This is a genomic window from Streptomyces sp. NPDC047061 (genome assembly GCF_040643955.1).
In the GTDB taxonomy this organism is placed as follows: Bacteria; Actinomycetota; Actinomycetes; order Streptomycetales; family Streptomycetaceae; genus Streptomyces.
The window spans coordinates 121,119-142,558 of record NZ_JBEYVI010000023.1 but is presented as its reverse complement, the minus strand read 5'-3'; the positions used below and the strand labels follow the sequence as shown (position 1 = coordinate 142,558).

Below are 21,440 nucleotides of genomic sequence, written 5' to 3'. Positions count from 1 at the left end.
AGTCTCACCGCGCGACCTCCAGCCGCACGCTCTCCCCGTGACCGAGCCGGTGCACCGCCACCTGCGGCGCGTACTCGGCGGCCAGCCGCACGAACTCCTCGCCCGGCGCATGGAATTCGTGCGGGCGCACCGCGTCCATGCCGATCGGCCAGTACGTCCCGTAGTGCACCGGCACCGCGCTGCGCGGCGACAGCAGCGCCAGCGCCCGCGCCGCCCGGCCCGCGTCCAGATGCCCCTCACCGAGGTGCGGTCCCCACCCGCCGACCGGCAGCAGGGCCACGTCCACCGGCCCGACCGCCTCGGCCATCTCGTCGAACAGCCCGGTGTCCCCGGCGAAGTACGTCCGCGCCGCGCCCTCCACGACGTATCCGAGGGCGGGGGAGCGGTGCGGTCCGACCGGCAGCCGGCGGCCGTCGTGCCGCGCGGGCACGGCCCGTACGACGAGGGGGCCGACGTGTATCTCGTCGCCGACGCCCACCTCGGTGATCCGCAGGTGACGGAGCCGGCGGAGCGCGGGGACCGCCCGTGGTGCGCCCCGGGGCACGAGCAGGCGCGTGCCCGGGGCGAGCCCGGCGAGCGAGGGCACGTGCAGATGGTCCGCGTGCAGGTGGGAGACGAGCGCGAGGTCCGCGTGACGGGCCTCGGGCGGCGGCGGGGCACCCCGGCGGCGGCGCAGGTGTGCGAGCCGGCGCGCGAACAGAGGATCGGTGAGCAGGCGTATGCCCGAATCCTCGATCGTGCAGGTGGCGTGACCCCACCAGGTGATCTCCACCGGCACCTCTTTGCCTCCTTCGCGCGACTCCCCGAAGCCTACGTGCAGGAGTAGGGTCGGCGGCGAAACCCGGAGGTGAGGGGGGACGCCATGGGACAGGTGCGGGGTGCCTCCAGCGGGCTCGCGCCGGTGCGGGTGACCGCGATCGCGAGTCTGACGCCCCTGGAGGAACTGGAGATCGACCCCTTCCTGGTCGACTCCCGCAGCCAGCACGCGATGTGCGCGCGCTGGGCCGTGGAGCACGGCTACGTCATCGCCCGCGAACTCCTGGTCCGCGGCCTGCGCCCCGACCACACCGCCCTGTGGACGGGCGTCCGCCCGGGCCTGGACGTCTTCGTCGCCCCGAGCAGACGGGTCCTGGAGAGCGCGCTGTCGTCGGTCGAGGACTTCATGGCGGAGTGCGCGCGACGCGGGGTCCGGGTGGAGACGGTGGGCCGCGCGGAACCCCGCTACGACGCCCGGATGAAGGCCATGATCCACCGCCGCCTGTCGATGCCGACGGCGGGCTACGACGGCAGGTAGGGCCCCGCCCCCCCGCAGTGACCATCCGCGCTGATCGCCCCCATTGATCGCCCGCGTTGATCGACGCTCACACGCATCCGACGCGCAGCCGTGTGACAGTGTGGACGGCGGCAGACCCGCGGCCGGCGCGGGTCGCGGACGTGAGGTCGGTGGGGCGTGCGGTGGCGGCGGGTCGTCAGTCAGGTCGGACGGAGCGTCACGGTGTGGGCGGTCTCGACCGTCACCATGCTGGTCCTCGCCGGCATCCTGCCCGACTTCCAGCTCCAGTCCCCCGACGGTGACAGCGCCACCCGCATCGCCATGACCGCGGCCCTCGGCGCCGGCGCCTTCGGTGTGCTGTCGGCCGTCGTCTGGCCCCTCCTCGTCCGGCTGCTGCTGCTCGTGCCCGCCCTCGTCCTCGGCCTGCTCGTCTTCTTCCTCAACGGCTCCCTCCTCCTGGTCGCCCTGCGCATCAACCCCTCAGGGCAGAGCGAAGTCGCCCCGGAGACCGCCGTGATCGTGGCCGCCGTGATGTCCGCCGTCGCCTCCGCCACCGGCGGTGCGCTCGCCGTCCGCGACGACGACGCCTACCGCCGCCGGCTCTCCCGCCTCGCCATCCGCCGCCGCAGATCCCGACCGCCCTGCGCGGCCACCCCCGGCACCGTCTTCCTCCAGTTCGACGGAGTCGGCCACGACGTCCTCACCGCCGCCGTCGCCAAGGGCCTGATGCCGACCGTGGCCGGCTGGCTGGGAGCAGCGGAGGACCGGCCCACTCACCGGCCCACCCACCAGCCCTCCCACCGGCTCACCCCCTGGCGCACCGACTGGTCCAGCCAGACCGGCGCCAGCCAGCTCGGCATCCTGCACGGCTCCAACTTCGACGTGCCCGCCTTCCGCTGGTACGAGAAGGAGCACCGGGAGGTGATGGTCTGCAACCGGCCGACCAGCGCCGCCGAACTCCAGCACCGTGCGATCGAGCGCACCGCCGACGGCGGACTGCTCACCCTGGACGGCGCCAGCCGCGGCAACCTCTTCAGCGGCGGCGCCGACGAACAGGCCCTCGTCCTGTCGATAGCCACCCGCCGCCGCGGCCGGGAGAACCGGTCCCGCGCCGGCTACTTCGCGTACTTCTCCGACCCCGCCAACGCCGTCCGCACCGCGCTCTCCTTCTTCGCCGAGGTCGCCCGCGAGATCGGCCAGTCCACCACGGCCCGCCTCCGCAGGCAGCGCCCGCGCGTCAGACGCGGCGGCCTCTACCCCTTCGTCCGCGCCTTCGCGACCGTCGTCGAACGCGACGTCGTCGTCGCCGCGGTCATGGGCGACCTGCTCGTCGGCCGCACCGCCGTCTACGCCGACCTGGTCGCCTACGACGAGGTCGCCCACCACTCCGGCCCGCACAGCCGGGACGCCGAGAAGGTCCTGCAGCGCCTGGACCGGGCCCTCGCCCTGATCGAGAAGGCCGCCGAGCACGCCCCCCGGCAGTACCGGATCGTCGTCCTCTCCGACCACGGCCAGAGCCCCGGCGAGACCTTCCACACCCGCTACGGCCTCACCCTCGGCGACCTGGTCCGGGCCGGCTGCGGACTGCCCGTGCCGCGGCGGGCGGAGCGCACGCACAGCGGCACGGAGGCGCGGGCCGCCGTCCGCGCGGCGCTGCGCAGGCCGGTCGAGGAGGGCGGCGAGAAGCACCGGCCGACCCGGGACTCCGAGCCGATCGTGCTCGCCTCCGGCAACCTCGGCCTGGTCTCCTTCCCGGACGTGCCGCACCGCATGACCAAGGAGGAGCTGGACGCGCGGCATCCCGCGCTGCTGACGACGCTCGCCAACCATCCGGGCGTCGGCTTCCTGCTGGTGCGCAGCGAGGAGCACGGCGGGGTGGTGCTCGGCGCGTACGGCGCCGAGATCCCGCTCGACCGGCTCGACCGGCTCGACGGCCCTGCGGGGCCGCTGGCCGTGTTCGGGGCGGGTGCCGCCGATGCCGTGCGGCGGACGCACTCCTTTCCGCACACCGCCGACATCATGGTGAACTCGTGGTACGACCCGGAGTCCGGCGAAGTACTGGCCTTCGAGGAGCAGATCGGGTCGCACGGAGGGCTGGGAGGCGCGCAGGGGCGGCCGTTCCTCCTGTCGCCGGTCTGCGTTTCCGAACCGGTGGGGGAAAGGGAGGAGCTCGTGGGGGCCGAGGCCGTGCATCAGGTGTTGCGGCGGTGGCTTCGGGAGGCTGATGGGCCGCAAGTGCCGCTGGCGGAGGACCGACAGGAGAACGCCGCGTAGTTCGTCGGGTGCGGGTGGGTTGGGGCTGGTCGCGCAGTTCCTCCCCCAGCCTTCGGCCGGGGGGACCCCCAGCGCCCCTGAAGGGGCGCTGCAGGCAAGCCTCCTGAAAATTCAGCTGCGCTCGTCATGGCCCCGGCTCACACTGTTCGGGTCGCAAACCTCTCGAACACCCCCAAGGAGCAGCCTCTTGCAGGCAGCCGTGTCCGTCACCCCCTCCCGTATCCCCGAACTCCTTCTCGGTCTGGCCACCGTGCGGCCCGTGTTCATCTGGGGGGCGCCCGGGATCGGGAAGTCCTCCCTGGTGCGGGAGTTCGCCGAGTCGCTCGGGCTGGAGTGCGTGAGCCTGCTGGGGACCCAGCTCGCGCCCGAGGACCTGATCGGTGTCCCGCAGATCCGGGACGGACGGTCCGTCTTCTGTCCGCCCGAGTCGATCGCCCGGGACGAGCCGTACTGCCTGTTCCTGGACGAGCTGAACGCGGCCACCCCCGACGTGCAGAAGGCGTTCTACTCGCTGATCCTCGACCGGCGCATCGGGAACTACGAGCTGCCCAAGGGGTCGATCGTCATCGGCGCAGGCAACCGGGCCACCGACAACGCCCTCGCCCGGCCGATCGCCTCCGCGCTCGTCAACCGGCTGGCCCACGTCCATCTGGAGGCCTCCGCGCACGACTGGCTCGCCTGGGCCGGGAGCAACGGCATCCACCCGTGGATCCTGGACCACCTCACCGACCGGCCCGACCACCTGTGGTCCAAGCCGCCGAAGACCGAGGAGCCGTTCTCCACCCCGCGCTCCTGGCACATGCTCTCCGACGCCCTGCACTCCTTCGGGCGCGAGCTGGACGAGGCGACGCTGAAGGTCCTGGCGCACGGCACGCTGACGCCCGCCCACGCCACCGCCTTCTGCGGATACGTCAAGATCGTGCGCAGCCGGTTCGGGATCGAGGCGATCCTGAAGGGGGACGCGGGGTGGCCGAACCGGATCGAGGACCGCGACCTGCTGTACTACCTGGCCGAGTCGTTCCGGGGACGGCTGGTCAAGGAACTCCCCTCCGACAAGGAGCACATGTCGGCGAACGGCCGGCAGACCGCGTACCGCGCCAAGTCGCTGCTGGTGCAGCTCGCCGAGATCTCCGTCGAGGTCGCCCAGACCGTCATCGCCTCCGACGCCGACGGCAACCCGGTCCTGCCCGCCTGGTTCCTGATCGAGGCGGCCCGGGACATGCCCCGGCTGGTGGAGGCCCGGCGATGAGCCGATCCGCCGCCCGCAAGGAGCAGCCGAAGAAGAAGGATCCCGCCGCCGAGAACTTCGCGGCCGGCGTCGAGCTGCTGCGGGCCAACCCCGCTCTGCGGGCGGTGGAGTTCACCATCTGCCGGCACGAGAAGTGCGAACTCGCGCCCCGCGAGGGGCTGGTGCGTGCCGACTCGGACGGCGTGCTGCACGCGCACCCCACCCGGCGTGCCGAACCCGCCGAATGGGCCTGGGCGTTGGCACACTGCACCATCCATCTCGGCTTCGGGCACCTTCCGGCCGCCACCGGGCCGCGCACCCAGCCCGACCGTTACGACCTCGCCGCCCGCTGCACCGTCGTCAACCGCTTCCTGCAGACCTTCCCGGTCGGCGAGGCCCCCGACCACCTGCCCGCCTCCTACCCGGAGGGCGACGAGGAGCGGCTCGCCGCGGGCTGGCGCCGGACCGGCGGCATCCCGGCCGCCTACGAGCACGGTGGGACGAGCGGCGGTGAGTCTGACCAGCTCCTGCTCTCCTGGAGCAAGTGGGCCGGCCAGGTCCCCGACTGGCAGGCGGGGTTCGCGCACGCGCTGACCCGCGCCATGTCCCGGGCGATGGACCTGGCCGGCGGCCGCCGCACCTCCCTGTCCGGTCCGCCGACCCCGCTGCGCCCCTGGGAGAAGGCGCTGAGCTGGTTCGTCTCCTCCTACCCGCTGCTCGGCGGCGTCGCGGCCGGCATCAGGCTGGTCGCCGACGCCGAACTGGCCCGCGCCCACGACATCGCGATCGCCGCCGTCAACCCCGAGGCCGGCGAGATCTACGTCAACCCGCTCCGCACGATGGACGACGAGGAGTGGCGGTTCGTCCTCGCCCACGAGATGCTGCACGCCGCCCTGCGCCACGGCGACCGCCTCGGCACCCGCGACCCCTACCTCTTCAACATCGCCTGCGACTACGTCATCAACGCCTGGTTGGTCGAGATGCGCGTCGGCACCATGCCCGAAGGGCTGCTGTACGACCCGGAGTTGAAGGACCTGTCGGCGGAAGAGGTGTACGACCGGATCGCTGGCGACCTGAGAAGGATGCGGCGGCTGGCCACGCTGCGCGGCAAGGGGCGCGGTGACGTGCTGGGCGCACCGATCGGGCCGCCCGGCGCATACGTCGACCTCGACGAGTTCTACCGCAGGGGCCTGTGCCAGGGACTCGACCTGCACCAGACGCAGGACCGCGGCCTGCTGCCCGGCGGCCTGATCGAGGAGATCCGCGCGCTCAGCCACCCGCCGCTGCCCTGGGACGCCCGACTCGCCCGCTGGTTCGACGAGTTCGTGCCGCGTCCGGAGGCCGTACGGTCCTACGCCCGCCCCTCGCGCCGCCAGTCGTCCACCCCGGACATCCCGCGCGCGGGCCGGTACTTCCCGCCCGAGGAGGTCGCCCGCTGCACCTTCGGGGTGGTCCTGGACACCTCAGGCTCCATGGACCGCGCCCTGCTCGGCAAGGCCCTCGGCGCGATCGCCTCCTACGCCGAGGCCCGGGACGTACCGGCCGCGCGCGTCGTCTTCTGCGACGCGGCACCGCACGACGCCGGCTATCTCCCGACCACCGAGATCGCCGGCCGGGTCCGGGTGCACGGCCGCGGCGGTACGGTCCTGCAGCCGGGCATCGACCTGCTGCAGCGCGCGGACGACTTCCCGCCCACCGCGCCGGTCCTGGTGATCACCGACGGCTGGTGCGACGTCCTGCGGGTCCGCCGGGAGCACGCGTACCTGATCCCGGACGGTGCCCGTCTTCCCTTCAGTGCAAGGGGACCTGTCTTCCGGGTGCGCTGAGCCCGGATGTGATCGGATGGGGGCGAGCGAACCGGTTCATTCGCCTTCATCGCCGAAAGGAACAACCGTGGCTACCACGCGCACCGCACACACCGTCTGGGAAGGCAGCCTGACCGAGGGCAACGGTGTCATCACCTTCGACTCCTCCGGTATCGGCGAGCAGCCCGTCACGTGGGCCTCGCGCTCCCAGGAGGCGAACGGCAGGACCAGCCCCGAGGAGCTGATCGCCGCCGCCCACTCCAGCTGCTTCTCCATGGCGCTGTCGCACGCCCTGACCGGGGCCGGCACCCCGCCCGCCAAGCTGGTCACCAACGCCGACGTCACCTTCCAGCCCGGCACCGGCATCACCGGCATCCACCTCACCGTCGAGGGCACCGTTCCCGGCCTGGACCAGGACGGTTTCGTCGCCGCCGCCGAGGACGCCAAGAAGAACTGCCCGGTCAGCCAGGCCCTGACCGGCACCACCATCACCCTGGACGCGAAGCTCGCCTGAGCGCCCTGCCCGCCGCGCTGCCGCGCTCCTCCTCCCGGAGGGGCGCGGCAGCGTCGTTTACGGCGCACCCGGCATTGACAACAGCCTGCTCAAGTTTTGTGCTGGAGTCGGGGAAGCGCCCGGGCGGAGAGGGGACGGACATGGCACGTGCGGTCGGTATCGACCTCGGTACGACGAACTCGGTGGTGGCCCTGCTGGAGGGCGGTGAGCCCACCGTCGTCGCCAACGCCGAGGGGGCGCGCACCACCCCGTCGGCCGTGGCCTTCGCGAAGAACGGCGAGGTGCTGGTCGGCGAGGTCGCCAAGCGGCAGGCGGTGACCAACGTGGACCGCACCGCCCGCTCGGTCAAACGGCACATGGGCGACACGGCCTGGCGGTTCCCGGAGAGCGGGAGCGTCGACGGCACCCGGTTCCGGGCCCAGGAGCTTTCGGCGCGGGTGCTGCAGAAGCTCAAGCGGGACACCGAGGCCTACCTCGGCGAGGACGTCACGGACGCGGTGATCACCGTACCCGCGTACTTCGACGACGCCCAGCGGCAGGCCACCAAGGAGGCCGGGGAGATCGCCGGTCTGAAGGTGCTGCGGATCATCAACGAGCCGACCGCCGCCGCGCTCGCCTACGGCCTGGACCGGGGCGAGGAGCAGACCGTCCTCGTCTTCGACCTCGGCGGCGGCACCTTCGACGTGTCCTTGCTGGAGATCGGCGACGGGGTGATCGAGGTCAAGGCCACCAACGGCGACACGCGTCTGGGCGGCGACGACTGGGACCAGCGGATCGTCGAGCATCTCGTGCAGCGGTTCAAGGGGCAGCACGGCATCGACCTGAGCAACGACAAGATGGCCGTGCAGCGGCTGCGCGAGGGCGCCGAGAAGGCCAAGATCGAGCTCTCGTCGTCGACGGAGACGTCGGTCAACCTGCCGTACATCACCGCCTCCGCCGCGGGACCGCTGCACCTGGAGGAGAAGCTGACCCGGGCCCAGTTCCAGGAGCTCACCGCCGACCTGCTGGACCGGTGCAAGAAACCCTTCCACCAGGCCGTCAAGGACGCGGGCGTGCCGCTGTCGGCGATCGACCACGTCATCCTGGTCGGCGGCTCGACCCGGATGCCCGCCGTCACCGACCTGGTCCGCGAACTCACCGGCAAGGACCCGCACAAGGGCGTCAACCCGGACGAGGTGGTCGCGGTCGGCGCCGCCCTCCAGGCAGGTGTCATCCGCGGTGACGTCAAGGACGTCCTGCTGCTCGACGTCACCCCGCTGTCCGTGGGCATCGAGACCAAGGGCGGCATCATGACCAAGCTCATCGAGCGCAACACCACGATCCCGACGCGGCGTTCGGAGATCTTCACGACCGCGACCGACAACCAGCCCTCGGTGGGGATCCAGGTCTACCAGGGTGAACGGGAGATCGCCGCGTACAACAAGAAGCTGGGCGTCTTCGACCTCACCGGTCTGCCGCCGGCACCGCGCGGCGTGCCCCAGATCGAGGTGGCCTTCGACATCGACGCGAACGGGATCATGCACGTCTCGGCGAAGGACCTGGCGACCGGCCGCGAGCAGAAGATGACCGTGACCGGCGGCTCCGCCCTGCCGAAGGACGACATCGACCGCATGATGCGGGAGGCCGAGCAGTACGCCGAGGAGGACCGCAAGCGCCGCGAGGCCGCGGAGACCCGCAACCAGGCCGAGCAACTCGTCTACCAGACCGAGAAGTTCGTCCGGGACAACGAGGAGCGGGTGCCGGACGGCACGAAGGCCGACGTGGCGGCGGCGGTCGCCGAGCTCAAGGCGCTGCTGGAACGGGACGCCGACACCGCCGAGCTGCGGCAGGGGGTGGAGAAACTGGCGAGCGTGAGCCAGCAGATGGGGCAGGCCATGTACGCGGCGGCTGCCGCCGGCGGTTCGGCCGGGGAACAGCGGACGACGGCGGCCGAGGCCGAGGAGGAGGGGGTGGTGGATGCCGAGATCGTGGACGACGAGCGGGGCACGGGTGGGTGAGGCACCGCCGGACTCCGCCGTCGGAGCCGAGCGCCGCGGCGGCGGAAAGGGTGGTCATCGGCGTGCGCCGGTCGGCGTGGCCGGCAGGGCGGCGCAGACCGCGTCCAGGACGGACGCGTACGGGGTGCCGCACTCGGTGAGGCGGCACCGGAGCCGGGCCAGGCAGTCGCGGTGCCCGGTGAGCAGGTCGGTGTTGCCGGTGCGGGCCGTGAACTCCAGCACGGCGGGCAGGAAGTCCGGCAGCTCCTCACCGGTGAACTCCATGCCGTACGCCTTGTAGACGTCCTGGAACCGGACCAGGGACATGCCCCGGCGGCGGGTGCCGCCGTCCTGCCACCAGCTGAGGTAGAGGCTGTGCCGGTTCTCGAAGTCGAAGACCTGCACGTAGTGCGCGGCCAGCTCCTGCGGTGGGGTCACCGTCGCGTGGTCGGTGAACTCCCGTAGTTGCGGGGCGGCTTCGCGCAGCAGCGGCAGCCGGGCGACGAAGTCGTCGTCCGGGTAGGTCAGACAGAGCGCCGCCGCCTGGTAGAACACCGCGTCCGAGGGCATCAGTCCTCCTTCGCCTCGTCGGGAGTGTCGGCGGTCTGCCGTCCGCGCAGACCGTGGAAGTTCTGCACCGACACCACAGGGAGCAGTCTCCGCCCCGGGTCCTGGCCGAAGGGGCCGTCACCGCCCATGCCGGGGCCGCCGTCGAAGTCGAGGCTGCACCCGTCGGGCAGCACGGACTCCTCCAGGCGGCGGGCGTCGCCGACGGCCGCCGTCGGGATCACGTACCGGTCCTCGTACTCGGCGACCGCCAGCAGCCGGTACATCGCCTCGATCTCCTCCGGCCGCATGCCCGCAGCGGCGGCGATCGCCGGGGCCGGCTGCTCGCCCAGGCCGAGCGCCCGCATATGGGAGCGCATCGCCGCGAGCCTCTCCAGACAGGCACGGACCGGGGCGGTGTCACCGGCCGTGAACAGCTCGGCCAGGTAGGCGAGCGGGATGCGCAGGGTGTCGATCGCCGCGAACAGGTTGTCGGCGTCCTCGCCGTCGTGGCCGGTCTCGGAGAGCGCGTCCACGACCGGGGACAGCGGCGGGATGTACCAGACCATGGGCAGCGTGCGGTACTCCGGATGCAGGGGCAACGCCACCCGGTACGTGCTGATCAACGCGTGGACGGGGGAGCGGCGGGCCGCTTCCGTCCAGTCGTCCGGGATGCCCGCCGCCCTACAGGCCTGTCGCACGGCAGGGTCCTCGGGATCGAGGAAGACGCCCAACTGGGCCTCGTACAGGGCCTTCTCGTCCTTGGTCTCGGCCGCCGCCGTCACCCGGTCGGCGTCGTAGAGGACCACCCCGAGGTAGCGCAGCCGGCCCACACAGGTCTCGGAGCAGACCGTGGGCAGACCGGCCTCGATCCGCGGGTGGCACAGCGTGCACTTCTCGGCCTTGCCGGTGGCGTCATTGAAGTAGACCTTCTTGTACGGGCAGCCGGTCACGCACATCCGCCGGCCCCGGCACCGGTCCTGGTCGACCAGCACGATGCCGTCCTCGGCCCGCTTGTGCATCGCCCCGGACGGACAGGCGGTCACGCACGACGGGTTGAGACAGTGCTCGCAGATGCGCGGGAGATAGAACATGAAGGTCTGTTCGAACGCGAACCGCACCTGCTCGGAGGCGCGTCGGCGGGCGCGTTCGACCATCGGGTCCAGGTCGTACGGGGCGGGGGCGCCGGCCAGGTCGCGGTACTCGCACGTCCAGGGCTCGTAGTAGTCCTCGATCTCCGGCAGCCCGGGGTCGGTGAAGATCCCGGCCAGCCTGTGCAGGCGGCCTCCCGCCTTCAGCCTCAGTGCGCCCCGCCGGTTCAGCTGCCAGCCGCCGCGCCACCTCTCCTGGTCCTCGTAGCGGCGTGGATAGCCCTGGCCGGGCCGGGTCTCGACGTTGTTGAACCAGACGTGCTCCATGCCCCGCCGGTCGGTCCACGCCTGCTTGCAGGCGACCGAACAGGTGTGACAGCCGATGCACTTGTCCAGGTTCATGACCATCGCGATCTGGGCCATCGGGCGCATCAGTGCTCGACCTCCTGCGCCCGGCGGCGGATCACCGTCACCTCGTCGCGCTCGTTGCCCGTCTGGCCCAGCTGGTCGAAGGCCCCGGACGGCTGGGCGTGGTCCGCGTGGACCGTGCCGGCCGGGATCCGGTGCGAGACGGCCGCCCGGGCCGCCACCACTCCGTTGCGGTCGACCGCCTCGACCCAGTCGCCGTCCCCGACCCCGATCGCTTCCGCGTCCTGCGGGGACATCCAGATGTGCCGGCCGCCGTGGGAGAGCGCGAGCATGAACAGGTCGTCCGGGGACGCGGAGTGGATCGACCACCTGTCGTGCGGGGTGAGGCGACGGACCGTCACCTCCCGCTGCCCGTCCGGGCCGAGGCGTGGCTCGCCGAGCAGCCTGTTCATGTCCAGCGGCGGCCGGTAGACCGGCAGCGCCTCGCCGAGCTCGTGGATCCAGTCGTGGTCGAGGAAGAAGTGCCGGCGGCCGGGGAGCCGGCCGTCGGCAGTGCCCGGCTGCTCCACCGGCGGGCCGAGCGCCGCGAACTCGGCCCCGATCGCCGGGTAGTCCCGCTCGACCACGACCAGGCTCGGCATGGTCTCCCCGGGCACCGGCTCGCACTCCCCGCGCCTCCAGTCCCGCACCACCCCGCCGGGCCGGGCGGTCTCGCCGGGGGTGTCGTGCGCCAGCGGCGCGGCCACCAGGTCCCTGCGCACCCCGAGATGGCGCACGGCCAGCTCGCTCAGCTGCTCCGCGAGCGCCCTGAAGGCGTCGAAGTCGGTTCGCGCCTGGCAGGGCGGGTCCACGGCCGGGGTGCGGGCGTGCACGTGGGGATGCAGGTCGGTGGGCGAGAGGTCGTGCTTCTCGTACCAGGTGGCGGCGGGCAGCACGACGTCCGACAGCAGGGTGGAGGGGGTCTGCCGGCAGTCCAGGGAGAGGAGCAGGTCGAGCTTGCCCTCGGGTGCCTCGTCCCGCCAGGTCACGTCCCGGGGGCGGCGGTCCGGGCCCGCCTCCTCGGCGCGCAGGGAGGAGTGCGTGCCGAGGAGGTGCCTGGTGACGTACTCGGCGCCCGTCGTCGACGAGCCGAGGAGGTCGGCCCGCCACAGGGTCAGGACGCGCGGCCAGTTCCGCGGGGCGTCGGGATCCTCGTACGCGAACTTCAGGGTTCCCGCCTTGAGTTCGGCGACCGCCCCGGCCACCGGATCGCCGGCAGCCCCGCCCAGGTCGAGGGGGTTGCGGTCGAAGGTCGGGTACGACGGCAGCCGGCCCGAACGGGCCGACAGCGCCAGGCAGTCGGCGCCGGTCATCCCGGTGAGCCTGCCCTCGCCGAGCGGTGAGGCCAGGACGTCGGCGCCGAACCGGTCGTAGCGCCACTGGTCGGTGTGGAAGAACCAGTAGGCGGTGCCGGCCATCCGGCGCGGCGGCCGGGACCGGTCGCCGGCGGAGGCAAGGCGGGCCCCGCCGGTCACCGAGTGGCACCTCTCCTGGCCCGTGTGGTGCGCCCAGCCGCCGTTGCGGCCCTGGCAGCCGGTTAGCTGGAGCAGGGCCAGGAAGGCGCGGTGGATGGTCGCGGAGTGGAACCAGTGGTCGGTGCCGGCGCCTGTCAGGATCACGCAGCGGCCCTGGGAGCGCTCGGCGGTCCGGGCGAACTCCCGGGCGATCTTCACGCACCTGGCGGCCGGGACCGAGGTGTGCCGCTCCTGCCAGGCGGGGGTGCCCGGGGCGTCGGCGTCGTCGTAGTGGGTGGGCCAGCAGCCCGGCAGGCCGTGCCGCCACACACCGTACTGGGCGAGCAGGAGGTCGTGGACGGTCGTCACCAGCGGGCCGTCCGCGCCGCCGAGGCGGGTCGCCGGCACCGCGCGCCGCAGGACGCCCCCGCTGCCCTGCCCGTGCGCACCGCCGTCCGTGTCGAAGCGCGGGAGCAGCACCTCGACCCCGGCCGTGACCGCACTCCCGTACAAGGTCAACTGGGGTTCGACGGAGCCCGGTCCGAGGTTCCGGTGGCCCATGCCGGCGTCCGTCCGGCGGAAGCCGAGGGAGCCGTCCGGGACGACCGCGCGGCCGGAGGCGGCGTCCAGGACGACCGTCTTCCACTCGGCGCCCTCGCCGTCCTGGCCGAGGTCGGCGGCGCGCAGGAACCTGCCGGGCACGTACGCTCCCGCCCGCTCGGTGAGCGTCACCAGGAACGGCAGGTCGGTGAACTTCCGTACGTGGTCCGCGAAGAACGGCGTCTCGCGGTCGACGAAGAACTCCTTGAGCACCACGTGGCCCATCGCGAGGGCCAGCGCGCCCTCCGTCCCTGGGTGCGGGTGCAGCAACTCGTCGGCGAACCTGGCGTGGCCCGCGTGACCGGGGGAGACGACCACGACCTTCTGGCCGCGGTAGCGGGCCTCCGCCATCCGGCGCGCGTCCGGGGCGCGGGTCACCGGGACGGTCGAGCCCCACATCATCAGATAGGCCGCGTCCCACCAGTCGTCCGACTCCGGTCCGTCCGTCCGGTCGCCGAAGACCCGCGGCCAGGCCACCGGCAGCCCGGCGTACCAGTCGTGGAAGGAGAGCATCGGGGCGCCGATGAGGGAGTGGTAGCGGGCGCCGGCCGCGTGCGACACCGTCGACACCGTCGGGTCGGGGGAGCAGCCCGCGATGCGGTCCGGGCCGTACGTCCTGATCGTGTGCACCTGCGCGGCGGCGGCGATCTCCACCGCCTCGTCCCAACTCGCGCGCACCAGACCGCTCTTGCCGCGCGCCCGCTGGTAACGGCGGCGGCGCTCCGGGTCGTTCTGGATGTCGGCCCAGGCCAGCACCGGGTCCGTGAGCCGTCGCTTCGCCTCCCGGTACATCTCCAGGAGCACGCCCCGGACGTACGGACGGCGCACCCGGGCCGGCGGCGGGTACGCGTACCGGGAGAAGGCCTCGCGGTGGCGGGCGTCCGCCTCCTGGCCGCCGGCCTCCCGGCCGCCGGGCAGGGCCACGCCGTGCGGACCGGGCGCGGGCGTGCCGGGCCGGAAGAACCGGGCGGCGCTCAGCAGCGCCGCCCCCGGCTCCTTCGGCGGTGTCCGCGTGTCGGTCACGTCCGCTCCCTCGCTCACCCGTCGCTTCGACGCTAGGGGCGGGCCCGGGAACGCACCTGTTCAGGGCACCCGGACGGGTCAGACCTTGCGGGCGACCCCGCCGTACACCGGCACGATGCCCTCCGCCTGGATGGCCACGTCCACCGGCTCCGGACGCCAGCCGGAGACCGGGATGACCCCGGGGCCGAGCAGCTCCAGGCCGTCGAAGAAGCGGTAGAAGTCGGGCAGCGCACGCGGGTGGAAGGGCGTCCCGCTGCGCCGGAAGTTCGCGGCCGCCTGCTCCATCGCCTCCGGGCTGAGGTCAGGGGTGACCTGGGACAGGATCAGGTGGCTGCCGGGCGCGAGCGCCTCGACGTAGCGGCGCAGCAGGCCGTACACGTCGTCGCCGTCCGGGTCGTCGCCGAGGTAGTGGGTCAGTGCCACCAGCGACAGCGAGACGGGCTCCTTGAAGTCCAGGGTCTCGGCGGCCCGGGCCAGCAGGGTGTCGACGTCCCGGACGTCGGCGTGCACGTACGCGGTGCTGCCCTCGTCCGTGCCCCGCAGCAGGGCCTCCGCGTGGCGCAGCACGATCGGGTCGTTGTCCGCGTACACCACCTTCGACTCCGCGGCCACGCCCTGCGCCACCTGGTGCAGGTTCGGCTCGGTCGGGATGCCCGTGCCGATGTCCAGGAACTGGCGGGTGCCGGACTCGGCGACGGTCCGCACGGCCCGCTGCATGAACCGGCGGTTGGCACGGGCTCCGCGCAGCACGGTGCCGTCCACGGCGAGGATCCGCCGGGCCAGCTCCTCGTCCACCGGGTAGTTGTCCTTGCCGCCCAGCCACCAGTCGTACACCCGCGCCGGGTGCGGCCGGCTCGTGTCGATCGAGATCGGGGCGGGCTCGGGTGCGGTCACAGTCTGTGCTCCTCGGATCAGGGTTTGTCGGGGTGCTCCCGCTCAGGGTTTGTCGCGCTACGTCCGCGCAGGGTCTGTCGCGGTACTCCCGCTCAGATCTTGTCCCGGTACTCGCGCAGCAGCTCCTCGGTCCGCTGCGCCGAGGCCGCCCGGGCCGTCATGTGGTCCAGCACCTCCAGATGCGCCCCGACCTCGTCACGGGAGTCCAGGTAGAGGGCGCCGGTCAGATACTCGGTGAAGACCATGTCGGGCAGCTCCGGCTCGGCGAACCGGAACAGCGTGAACGGCGCGTACGTCCCCGGGTGCGGGCCGCTCGCGAACTCGGCGAGCTGGAGCGTTATCCGGTCCCGCTCGATGTAGGCGAGGAGCTTGTCGACCTGGTCGCGCATCACCTCGCAGTGGATGCTCACCGGGCGCCGCAGCACCGTCTCGTCCATGATCACCCACAGGTGGGGCGGATCGTCCTGCTCCAGCAGCCGCTGCCGGGTCATGCGCAGCGCCACGTGCCGCTCGACGGCGGTGGGGTCGCTGTGGCCGATCGTCCCGGCCTCCATCACGGCCCGCGCGTACGCCTCGGTCTGCAACAGGCCGGGGAAGAAGTGCGGTTCGTAGGAGCGGATGACCCGGGCGGCGCCCTCCAGGCTCACGTACAGGCTGAACCAGTCCGGCAGCACGTCGTGGAACCGCTGCCACCAGCCCGGCTGGTTGGCCTCCTCGGCCAGCCGCACGAACGCGGCCTGCTCCTCCTCGGCCACCCCGTACGTCTCCAGCAGCACCTGGATGTACGGGATCTTCAGCGCGACCTCGGCCATCTCCATCCGCCGCACGGTCGCCTGCGCCACCCGCAGCACCCGTGCCGCCTCGTCCCGCCCCAGGCCAGCCGCCTCGCGCAGCTCTTGCAGCCGCTTGCCGAGCACGACCTGCCCGACCGTGGGCGCAGCACGCCGCTCACTCACGCCACGCCTCCCCTACGTGCCCAAGTACGGGGAGCAGTGTGTCACGCGATGCCGCGTCGCACACCTGGTCGAGGGAACTACTTCCGTCAACTTACCGTCGAGTTGAGGTACTTGGCGGTGGCCGGGGCCGCGGCCGGATTCGGGGGTTTCCGTGGGCTCGCCGGCCGGCGCCGGACAGGCGCCGCTCGCGCAGGGTGCGCGCGCGGCAGCGGGCCGACGTCCTTGACGTCGGGGGCGGTCGGGGTGGCGGCGGGACCGGGCGCGGCAAAGGCCATGCCGACGACCGTGGCCGAGGACCCGGACACGCGATCGTCCTCGCACCGTCCTCGCGGCCCGGAAGGCCTGTTCATGGGAGGCTGACCGCACGTACGAACTCGCAGGTCACCGGGAAGGAAGCCGCACCATGGCCGTCGCACCGCTGTCGCAGCAGGAGATCGAGGACCGGCTGGCCGAGCTGCCCGGCTGGTCGCTGGACGGCGACCGGCTCGCCCGCGCCTACCGCCTCGACTCGCACTTCGCGGCCCTCGCCCTCGTCGTGCACATCGCCCACATCCAGGACGAACTCGACCACCACTCCGACCTCACCCTCGGGTACAACACCGTCACCCTCACCGTGAACACCCACAGCGTGGGCGGCGCCGTCACCGCCAAGGACTTCGAACTCGCCCACAGAGTGGAGGACATCGCCCCAGGCCACGGCGCACACTGAGCCATGTGCTCGACTACGACAAGGAAGCCGGCGGCTACGACGCGACACGCGGCGGCGAGGCCCGCGCCGAGGCGGCCGCCGACGCCGTCCTCACCCTGATACCCGACGGCAGCCACGGCCCCGGCAGCACCGAGAGCCCCGCTCACCCCCGTCGCCCCGCCCGTCTCCTCGACCTCGCCTGCGGCACCGGCATCGTCACCCGTCGGCTCGCCGCCGCCCGCCCCGCGCTCCGGGTCACCGGCGCGGACCGCGCACCCGGCATGGCACGGATGGCGGCGGCCCGGCTGCCGGGCTCGGTCCTGCTGACCGACAGCCGTCAACTCCCCTTCGCCGACGCGACGTTCGACGCCGTCACGACCGTGTGGCTGCTCCACCTCATCGCGGACACCGCCGAGGTCCGCGCGATCGTCGCCGAGTGTGCGCGGGTACTGCGGCCCGGTGGGGTGTACGTCACCACGGTCGACAAGGCCGCCGCGCACGACGTCGGCAGCGACATCGACGCCGTCCTCGCCGCCCGCCCGCGCCGCCCGGCGTCCGACGCCGCCGCGGACGTGGGCGCGTACGCCCTGGCGAGCGGCCTGCTGCCCGCGGGGAAGGCCGCCTTCACCGGCGTCGGCCAGGGCCGCAGCCCCCGCTCCACCCTCGCCGACCTGCGGCGCGGCTGGTTCACGATGCTCCCGCCCGACGACCCCCGCGCCGAGGACTTCGCCGACCGGCTGGCGGCCCTGCCCGACCAGGACCGGCGCCGCCCCGACCCCCGCTTCGCCGTACGGGCGTTCAGGAAACCGGCGGCCTGCTGAAGTCCATCGTCCAGTTGGTCACCCAGGTCTCCCCGCCGTCCACCGAGAACGCCTGCTCCCAGTGCGCACCGGTGGGGGAGATCCCCGACCACACGAACCGCACCCGGACGTCCTTGCCGTCGTAGGTGTCGTCGCCGTAGAACTCCCCGTGGGCGCCGTCGAACCGACCGACGACCGGCGGGAACAGCTTCCCGCTTCGGCTCGCCGCCCAGTTCAGCGACCACTGTCCGGCCTCCGGGTCGAAGAGCCGCAGGGTCACGCCCTTCGCGCCCAGATACGGCATGTCGATCTCGTCGATGTTGGCGGCGCCGTCGAACAGCGGCCGGCAGCGGGTGACGGCGGGGAACTCCACCCATGTGCCGTCCGGGTCGAGGAAGTCGGTACGGCGACGGTTGCGGACCGCCCAGTCGCCGTGGAGGAAGTCGAAGTCGTTCGGGGTGCTCATGCGCGGCCTCCGGTGGTTCCTTCGGGCAGGGAGTCGGCCAGGTAGGCCTCCAGGTCGGGCACTTCGGGCGTGAGCAGGTGCCGTACCCAGGCGTCCCGCTCGTGCTGGATCGGCGGCAGCTCCCAGACGCAGCCGATCCAGGGCCGACCGGGCTCGACGAAGTGCGCCGGGTCCTGGTCCGGACAGCCGAGCACCGGCTGGCCCGCCGCGGCGCCCCGGAAGTGGAGCACGTTGTCCCACACCCAGCTGTACGCGTTGAGGTAGGCGCCGCTGTCCCCGCCCCGGTGCAGGACGACGAAGGTCGCCGGCGGGGTGCCGTCCGGCTCCGGGAGCAGGTCGGGCAGGATCGCGTACGCCGCCTCCTCGACCTCGGGCGCGATGCCCGCGGGATCGGCGGTGACGTGGTAGCGCTTGACGTGCCGGCCGGCCACCGTGATCGGCGGCGGCACGGTCAGCAGTTTCTCCGTGAAGCTCATGGACGGGACGCTAGGTCCACTTCACTGACATCTCCTGTCAGTGGAGTCGGGGATCCTGGGACGGTGAAGTCCAGCCGGCTCGTCGCCATCCTCCTCCTGCTCCAGGCCCGGGGCCGGATGACCGCCGCCCAGCTCGCCGCGGAGCTGGAGGTGTCCGCCCGCACGGTCTACCGGGACGTCGAGGCCCTGAGCGCCGCCGGCGTCCCGCTCTACGGCGACGCTGGTCACGCCGGCGGCTACCGCCTCCTCGACGGCTGGCGCACCCGCCTCACCGGCCTCACCACCGGGGAGGCCGAGGCCCTCTTCCTGGCCGGCGCCCCCGGCCCCGCGGCCGACCTCGGGCTCGGCCCGGTGCTGGCCGCCGCCCAGCTCAAGGTCCGCGCCGCCCTGCCGCCGGAGCTGCGCGCGCACGCCGACCGGATCAGCGGCCGTTTCCACCTCGACGCCCCCGGCTGGTACGCGGACACCGACGAGACGCCGTACCTCCCGGCGGTGGCCGAAGCGGTCTGGAACGGCCGTGCCCTGGACGTCCGTTATCGCCGCTGGCGCGAGCCGACCGAGGTGCGCCGCCGCCTGGAACCGTACGGACTGGTCCTCAAGGCGGGCCGCTGGTACGTCGTGGCGGCCCCCGGCCCGCGCACCTACCGCGTCGACCAGATCCTCGAACTGACCCTTTTGGACGCGGAGTTCGATCGCCCCGAGGGCTTCGACCTGGCCGCCCACTGGACCGCCTACCAACGCGACTTCCACGCACGGCTCTACGAGGGCGGCGGCGAGGCCCTGGTCCGGCTTGCGCCGGGCGTGACGCTCCCCAGGGCGGTGCCGGTCGACGCTCGGGACGCCGACGCCTGGACCGTGGCCCGCGTCCCCGTCGAGTCGCTCGATCACGCGGCAGCCGAATTCCTGCGCCTGGGCACGGACATCGAGGTCCTCGCCCCGCCCGAGCTGCGCGCACGCATCGCCCGAACGATCGCCGAACTGGCCGAAAGATACGGCAGCCGCGGGGACGGCGGCGCCGACTGACAGAGGACCCGTCCGATCTCCCGGAAGGCACCTCACGTGCAGCACCCGCATCGCAGACGCCGCTCTGCCGTCCCGGCGGTCCTGACCGCCGTGGCCGCCCTGATCGCCGCCGGCCTCACCGCACTCTCGCCCGCCACTGCCGAAGCGGCCACCGCCCGCCAGGTCGAAGCCCTCGACCGGGGCGTGGTCAGCGTCCACACCGACGCCGGCAACCTGGTCAGCTGGCGCTGGCTCGGCACCGACCCCGACGACGTCTCCTTCAACGTCTACCGCGCCGGTACGAAGGTCAACTCCAGCCCCATCACCGGCTCCACGAACTACTTCCACGCCGGCGCCCCGGCCCAGGCCGACTACACGGTCCGCGCGATCGTGGGCGGTGTCGAGCAGACCGACTCGGTCCACGCCGTCCAGTTCCGCGCCGGCTACAAGGACGTCCCGATCACCCCGCCCGCGGGCGGCACCACCCCCGACGGTGTCTCCTACACCTACGAGGCGAACGACGCCTCGGTCGGCGACCTCGACGGCGACGGCCGACTCGACTTCGTCCTCAAGTGGCAGCCGACGAACGCCAAGGACAACTCCCAGTCCGGCTACACCGGCGACACGATCCTCGACGGCATCAAGCTCGACGGCACCCGCCTGTGGCGCATCGACCTGGGCCGCAACATCCGCTCCGGCGCGCACTACACCCAGTTCCAGGTGTACGACTACGACGGCGACGGCAGGGCCGAGGTCGCCATGAAGACGGCGGACGGCACGGTCGACGGCACCGGCACCGTGATCGGCAGCTCCACCGCCGACCACCGCAACTCCAGCGGGTACGTCCTGTCCGGCCCCGAGTACCTGACCATGTTCGACGGTCGGACCGGCAGCGCGATGGGCACGGTCGACTACGTCCCGGCGCGCGGCACGGTGTCGTCGTGGGGCGACTCCTACGGCAACCGCGTCGACCGCTTCCTCGCCGGCACGGCGTATCTCGACGGATCCAGGCCTTCGTTGATCGAGGCGCGGGGCTACTACACCCGTACCGTCATCGCCGCGTGGGACTGGCGGAACGGCGCCTTCACCCGCCGCTGGACCTTCGACACCAACTCCTCCACCAACACCGGCAAGGGCTACGACGGCCAGGGCAACCACCAGCTGTCGATCGCCGACGTCGACGGCGACGGCAAGGACGAGATCGTGTACGGCTCGATGGCCGTCGACGACAACGGCTCCGGTCTGTGGACGACGAAGAACGGCCACGGCGACGCCATGCACGTCGGCGACCTCGACCCCTCCCGCCCCGGCCTGGAGGAGTTCAAGGTCGACGAGGACGGCTCCAAGCCGTCCTCCTGGATGGCCGACGCGAAGACGGGTGAGATCCTCTGGTCCACCGATCCGAACGGCGACAACGGCCGGGGTGTCGCGGGCGACATCTGGGCGGGCAGTGCGGGCGCCGAGTCCTGGTCCTCGCACGCGGACGGCGTACGCAACCCGCAGGGCACGGTGGTCGCGAGCCGCAAGCCCTCCAGCACCAACTTCCTCGCCTGGTGGGACGGCGACCCGGTCCGCGAACTCCTCGACGACACCCACATCGACAAGTACGGCACCTCCGCCGACACCCGCCTCCTCAGCGCCACCGGCGTTCACTCGGACAACAGCACCAAGGCCACCCCGGCGCTCGCCGGGGACATCCTCGGCGACTGGCGTGAGGAGGTCGTCTGGGCGACGACGGACAACACGGCCCTGCGGATCTACTCCACCCCGTACGAGACGAGCACGAAGATCACGACCCTGCTCCACGACACCCAGTACCGCACGGCCCTGGCCTGGCAGAACACGGCCTACAACCAGCCGCCCCACCCGAGCTTCTTCATCGGCGACGGGATGACGACGGCACCCCGGCCGGCCGTGTACACGCCCTGACCCGAACTCTCCGGAAGGAGATGCTGACGTGCCGTCC

At 72.6% G+C, this 21,440-nt stretch carries 18 protein-coding genes; 10 read left to right on the top strand and 8 right to left on the bottom strand.

Annotated features, from left to right (window positions below; genetic code table 11):
• Positions 1-4: 4 nt before the first annotated feature.
• Positions 5-778 carry an MBL fold metallo-hydrolase gene (locus ABZ887_RS29365; protein ID WP_361295392.1) on the bottom strand — a complete coding sequence of 258 codons (774 nt, stop codon included), beginning with the start codon at positions 776-778 and terminating at the stop codon, positions 5-7.
• An 84-nt stretch (positions 779-862) separates the two neighbouring features.
• On the opposite strand from ABZ887_RS29365, the gene ABZ887_RS29360 reads away from it, so the two are divergent.
• The 6 genes from ABZ887_RS29360 to dnaK all read left to right on the top strand — a co-directional run bounded on the left by ABZ887_RS29360 (position 863) and on the right by dnaK (position 9,091).
• Positions 863-1,294, top strand: a complete 432-nt coding sequence (locus tag ABZ887_RS29360; protein ID WP_361295389.1) for a hypothetical protein — start codon at positions 863-865, stop codon at positions 1,292-1,294.
• Positions 1,295-1,495: 201 nt separating this feature from the next.
• Positions 1,496-3,547 carry an alkaline phosphatase family protein gene (locus ABZ887_RS29355; protein WP_361295386.1) on the top strand — a complete coding sequence of 684 codons (2,052 nt, stop codon included), beginning with the start codon at positions 1,496-1,498 and terminating at the stop codon, positions 3,545-3,547.
• 187 nt (positions 3,548-3,734) lie between these two features.
• On the top strand, positions 3,735-4,796 hold the full coding sequence (locus ABZ887_RS29350) for a MoxR family ATPase (protein WP_361295383.1): 1,062 nt from the start codon (positions 3,735-3,737) through the stop codon (positions 4,794-4,796).
• Entirely contained in the window at positions 4,793-6,601 is a 1,809-nt protein-coding gene (locus tag ABZ887_RS29345; RefSeq protein ID WP_361295380.1) for a hypothetical protein, read from the top strand. The genes ABZ887_RS29350 and ABZ887_RS29345 overlap by 4 nt, the downstream gene beginning before the upstream one ends.
• 67 nt (positions 6,602-6,668) lie before the next feature.
• Positions 6,669-7,094 carry an OsmC family protein gene (locus ABZ887_RS29340; protein WP_189266630.1) on the top strand — a complete coding sequence of 142 codons (426 nt, stop codon included), beginning with the start codon at positions 6,669-6,671 and terminating at the stop codon, positions 7,092-7,094.
• A gap of 140 nt (positions 7,095-7,234) precedes the next feature.
• A complete protein-coding gene (gene dnaK / locus ABZ887_RS29335) occupies positions 7,235-9,091 on the top strand; it encodes a molecular chaperone DnaK (RefSeq protein ID WP_361295376.1) in 1,857 nt (618 codons plus the stop codon).
• 54 nt (positions 9,092-9,145) lie between these two features.
• On the opposite strand, the gene narJ is transcribed toward dnaK, so the two are convergent.
• The 5 genes from narJ to ABZ887_RS29310 all read right to left on the bottom strand — a co-directional run bounded on the left by narJ (position 9,146) and on the right by ABZ887_RS29310 (position 16,042).
• Complete coding sequence (gene narJ / locus ABZ887_RS29330) at positions 9,146-9,640, bottom strand: nitrate reductase molybdenum cofactor assembly chaperone (RefSeq protein ID WP_361295373.1); 495 nt, start codon at positions 9,638-9,640, stop codon at positions 9,146-9,148.
• Positions 9,640-11,139, bottom strand: a complete 1,500-nt coding sequence (locus tag ABZ887_RS29325; RefSeq protein ID WP_361295370.1) for a 4Fe-4S dicluster domain-containing protein — start codon at positions 11,137-11,139, stop codon at positions 9,640-9,642. Before ABZ887_RS29325 ends, narJ begins: the two co-directional genes overlap by 1 nt.
• Complete coding sequence (locus tag ABZ887_RS29320) at positions 11,139-14,192, bottom strand: molybdopterin-dependent oxidoreductase (RefSeq protein WP_361295367.1); 3,054 nt, start codon at positions 14,190-14,192, stop codon at positions 11,139-11,141. Before ABZ887_RS29320 ends, ABZ887_RS29325 begins: the two co-directional genes overlap by 1 nt.
• A gap of 78 nt (positions 14,193-14,270) precedes the next feature.
• The gene (locus ABZ887_RS29315) at positions 14,271-15,086 is read right to left on the bottom strand and encodes an SAM-dependent methyltransferase (protein ID WP_361295364.1); all 816 of its coding nucleotides are present in this window, start codon (positions 15,084-15,086) and stop codon (positions 14,271-14,273) included.
• Positions 15,087-15,178: 92 nt separating this feature from the next.
• Entirely contained in the window at positions 15,179-16,042 is an 864-nt protein-coding gene (locus ABZ887_RS29310) for a helix-turn-helix transcriptional regulator (RefSeq protein ID WP_361295361.1), read from the bottom strand.
• 403 nt (positions 16,043-16,445) lie between these two features.
• On the opposite strand from ABZ887_RS29310, the gene ABZ887_RS29305 reads away from it, so the two are divergent.
• Positions 16,446-16,751, top strand: coding sequence for a 4a-hydroxytetrahydrobiopterin dehydratase (locus ABZ887_RS29305; protein ID WP_361295358.1), 306 nt, complete (start codon positions 16,446-16,448; stop codon positions 16,749-16,751).
• A gap of 5 nt (positions 16,752-16,756) precedes the next feature.
• Positions 16,757-17,551, top strand: a complete 795-nt coding sequence (locus tag ABZ887_RS29300; protein WP_361295355.1) for a class I SAM-dependent methyltransferase — start codon at positions 16,757-16,759, stop codon at positions 17,549-17,551.
• Here ABZ887_RS29300 and ABZ887_RS29295 read toward each other — a convergent pair.
• Both ABZ887_RS29295 and ABZ887_RS29290 read right to left on the bottom strand, forming a co-directional pair.
• The gene (locus ABZ887_RS29295) at positions 17,529-17,996 is read right to left on the bottom strand and encodes a hypothetical protein (RefSeq protein WP_361295352.1); all 468 of its coding nucleotides are present in this window, start codon (positions 17,994-17,996) and stop codon (positions 17,529-17,531) included. The genes ABZ887_RS29300 and ABZ887_RS29295 overlap by 23 nt on opposite strands.
• Complete coding sequence (locus ABZ887_RS29290; protein WP_361295349.1) at positions 17,993-18,472, bottom strand: hypothetical protein; 480 nt, start codon at positions 18,470-18,472, stop codon at positions 17,993-17,995. Before ABZ887_RS29290 ends, ABZ887_RS29295 begins: the two co-directional genes overlap by 4 nt.
• A 63-nt stretch (positions 18,473-18,535) precedes the next feature.
• Here ABZ887_RS29290 and ABZ887_RS29285 point away from each other — a divergent pair, with 63 nt between their 5' ends.
• Positions 18,536-19,495 (top strand): YafY family protein, encoded by a 960-nt coding sequence (locus ABZ887_RS29285; protein ID WP_361295346.1) that lies wholly within the window; start codon positions 18,536-18,538, stop codon positions 19,493-19,495.
• A gap of 36 nt (positions 19,496-19,531) precedes the next feature.
• Entirely contained in the window at positions 19,532-21,403 is a 1,872-nt protein-coding gene (locus ABZ887_RS29280; RefSeq protein WP_361295343.1) for a rhamnogalacturonan lyase, read from the top strand.
• Positions 21,404-21,440 lie beyond the last annotated feature (37 nt).

Coding starts and splice junctions, on each gene's coding strand:
- ABZ887_RS29360 (WP_361295389.1), top strand. CDS start 863: ATGGGACAGGTGCGGGGTGCCTCCAGCGGGCTCGCGCCGGTGCGGGTG.
- ABZ887_RS29345 (WP_361295380.1), top strand. CDS start 4,793: ATGAGCCGATCCGCCGCCCGCAAGGAGCAGCCGAAGAAGAAGGATCCC.
- dnaK (WP_361295376.1), top strand. CDS start 7,235: ATGGCACGTGCGGTCGGTATCGACCTCGGTACGACGAACTCGGTGGTG.
- narJ (WP_361295373.1), bottom strand. CDS start 9,640: ATGCCCTCGGACGCGGTGTTCTACCAGGCGGCGGCGCTCTGTCTGACC.
- ABZ887_RS29325 (WP_361295370.1), bottom strand. CDS start 11,139: ATGCGCCCGATGGCCCAGATCGCGATGGTCATGAACCTGGACAAGTGC.
- ABZ887_RS29305 (WP_361295358.1), top strand. CDS start 16,446: ATGGCCGTCGCACCGCTGTCGCAGCAGGAGATCGAGGACCGGCTGGCC.
- ABZ887_RS29295 (WP_361295352.1), bottom strand. CDS start 17,996: ATGAGCACCCCGAACGACTTCGACTTCCTCCACGGCGACTGGGCGGTC.
- ABZ887_RS29290 (WP_361295349.1), bottom strand. CDS start 18,472: ATGAGCTTCACGGAGAAACTGCTGACCGTGCCGCCGCCGATCACGGTG.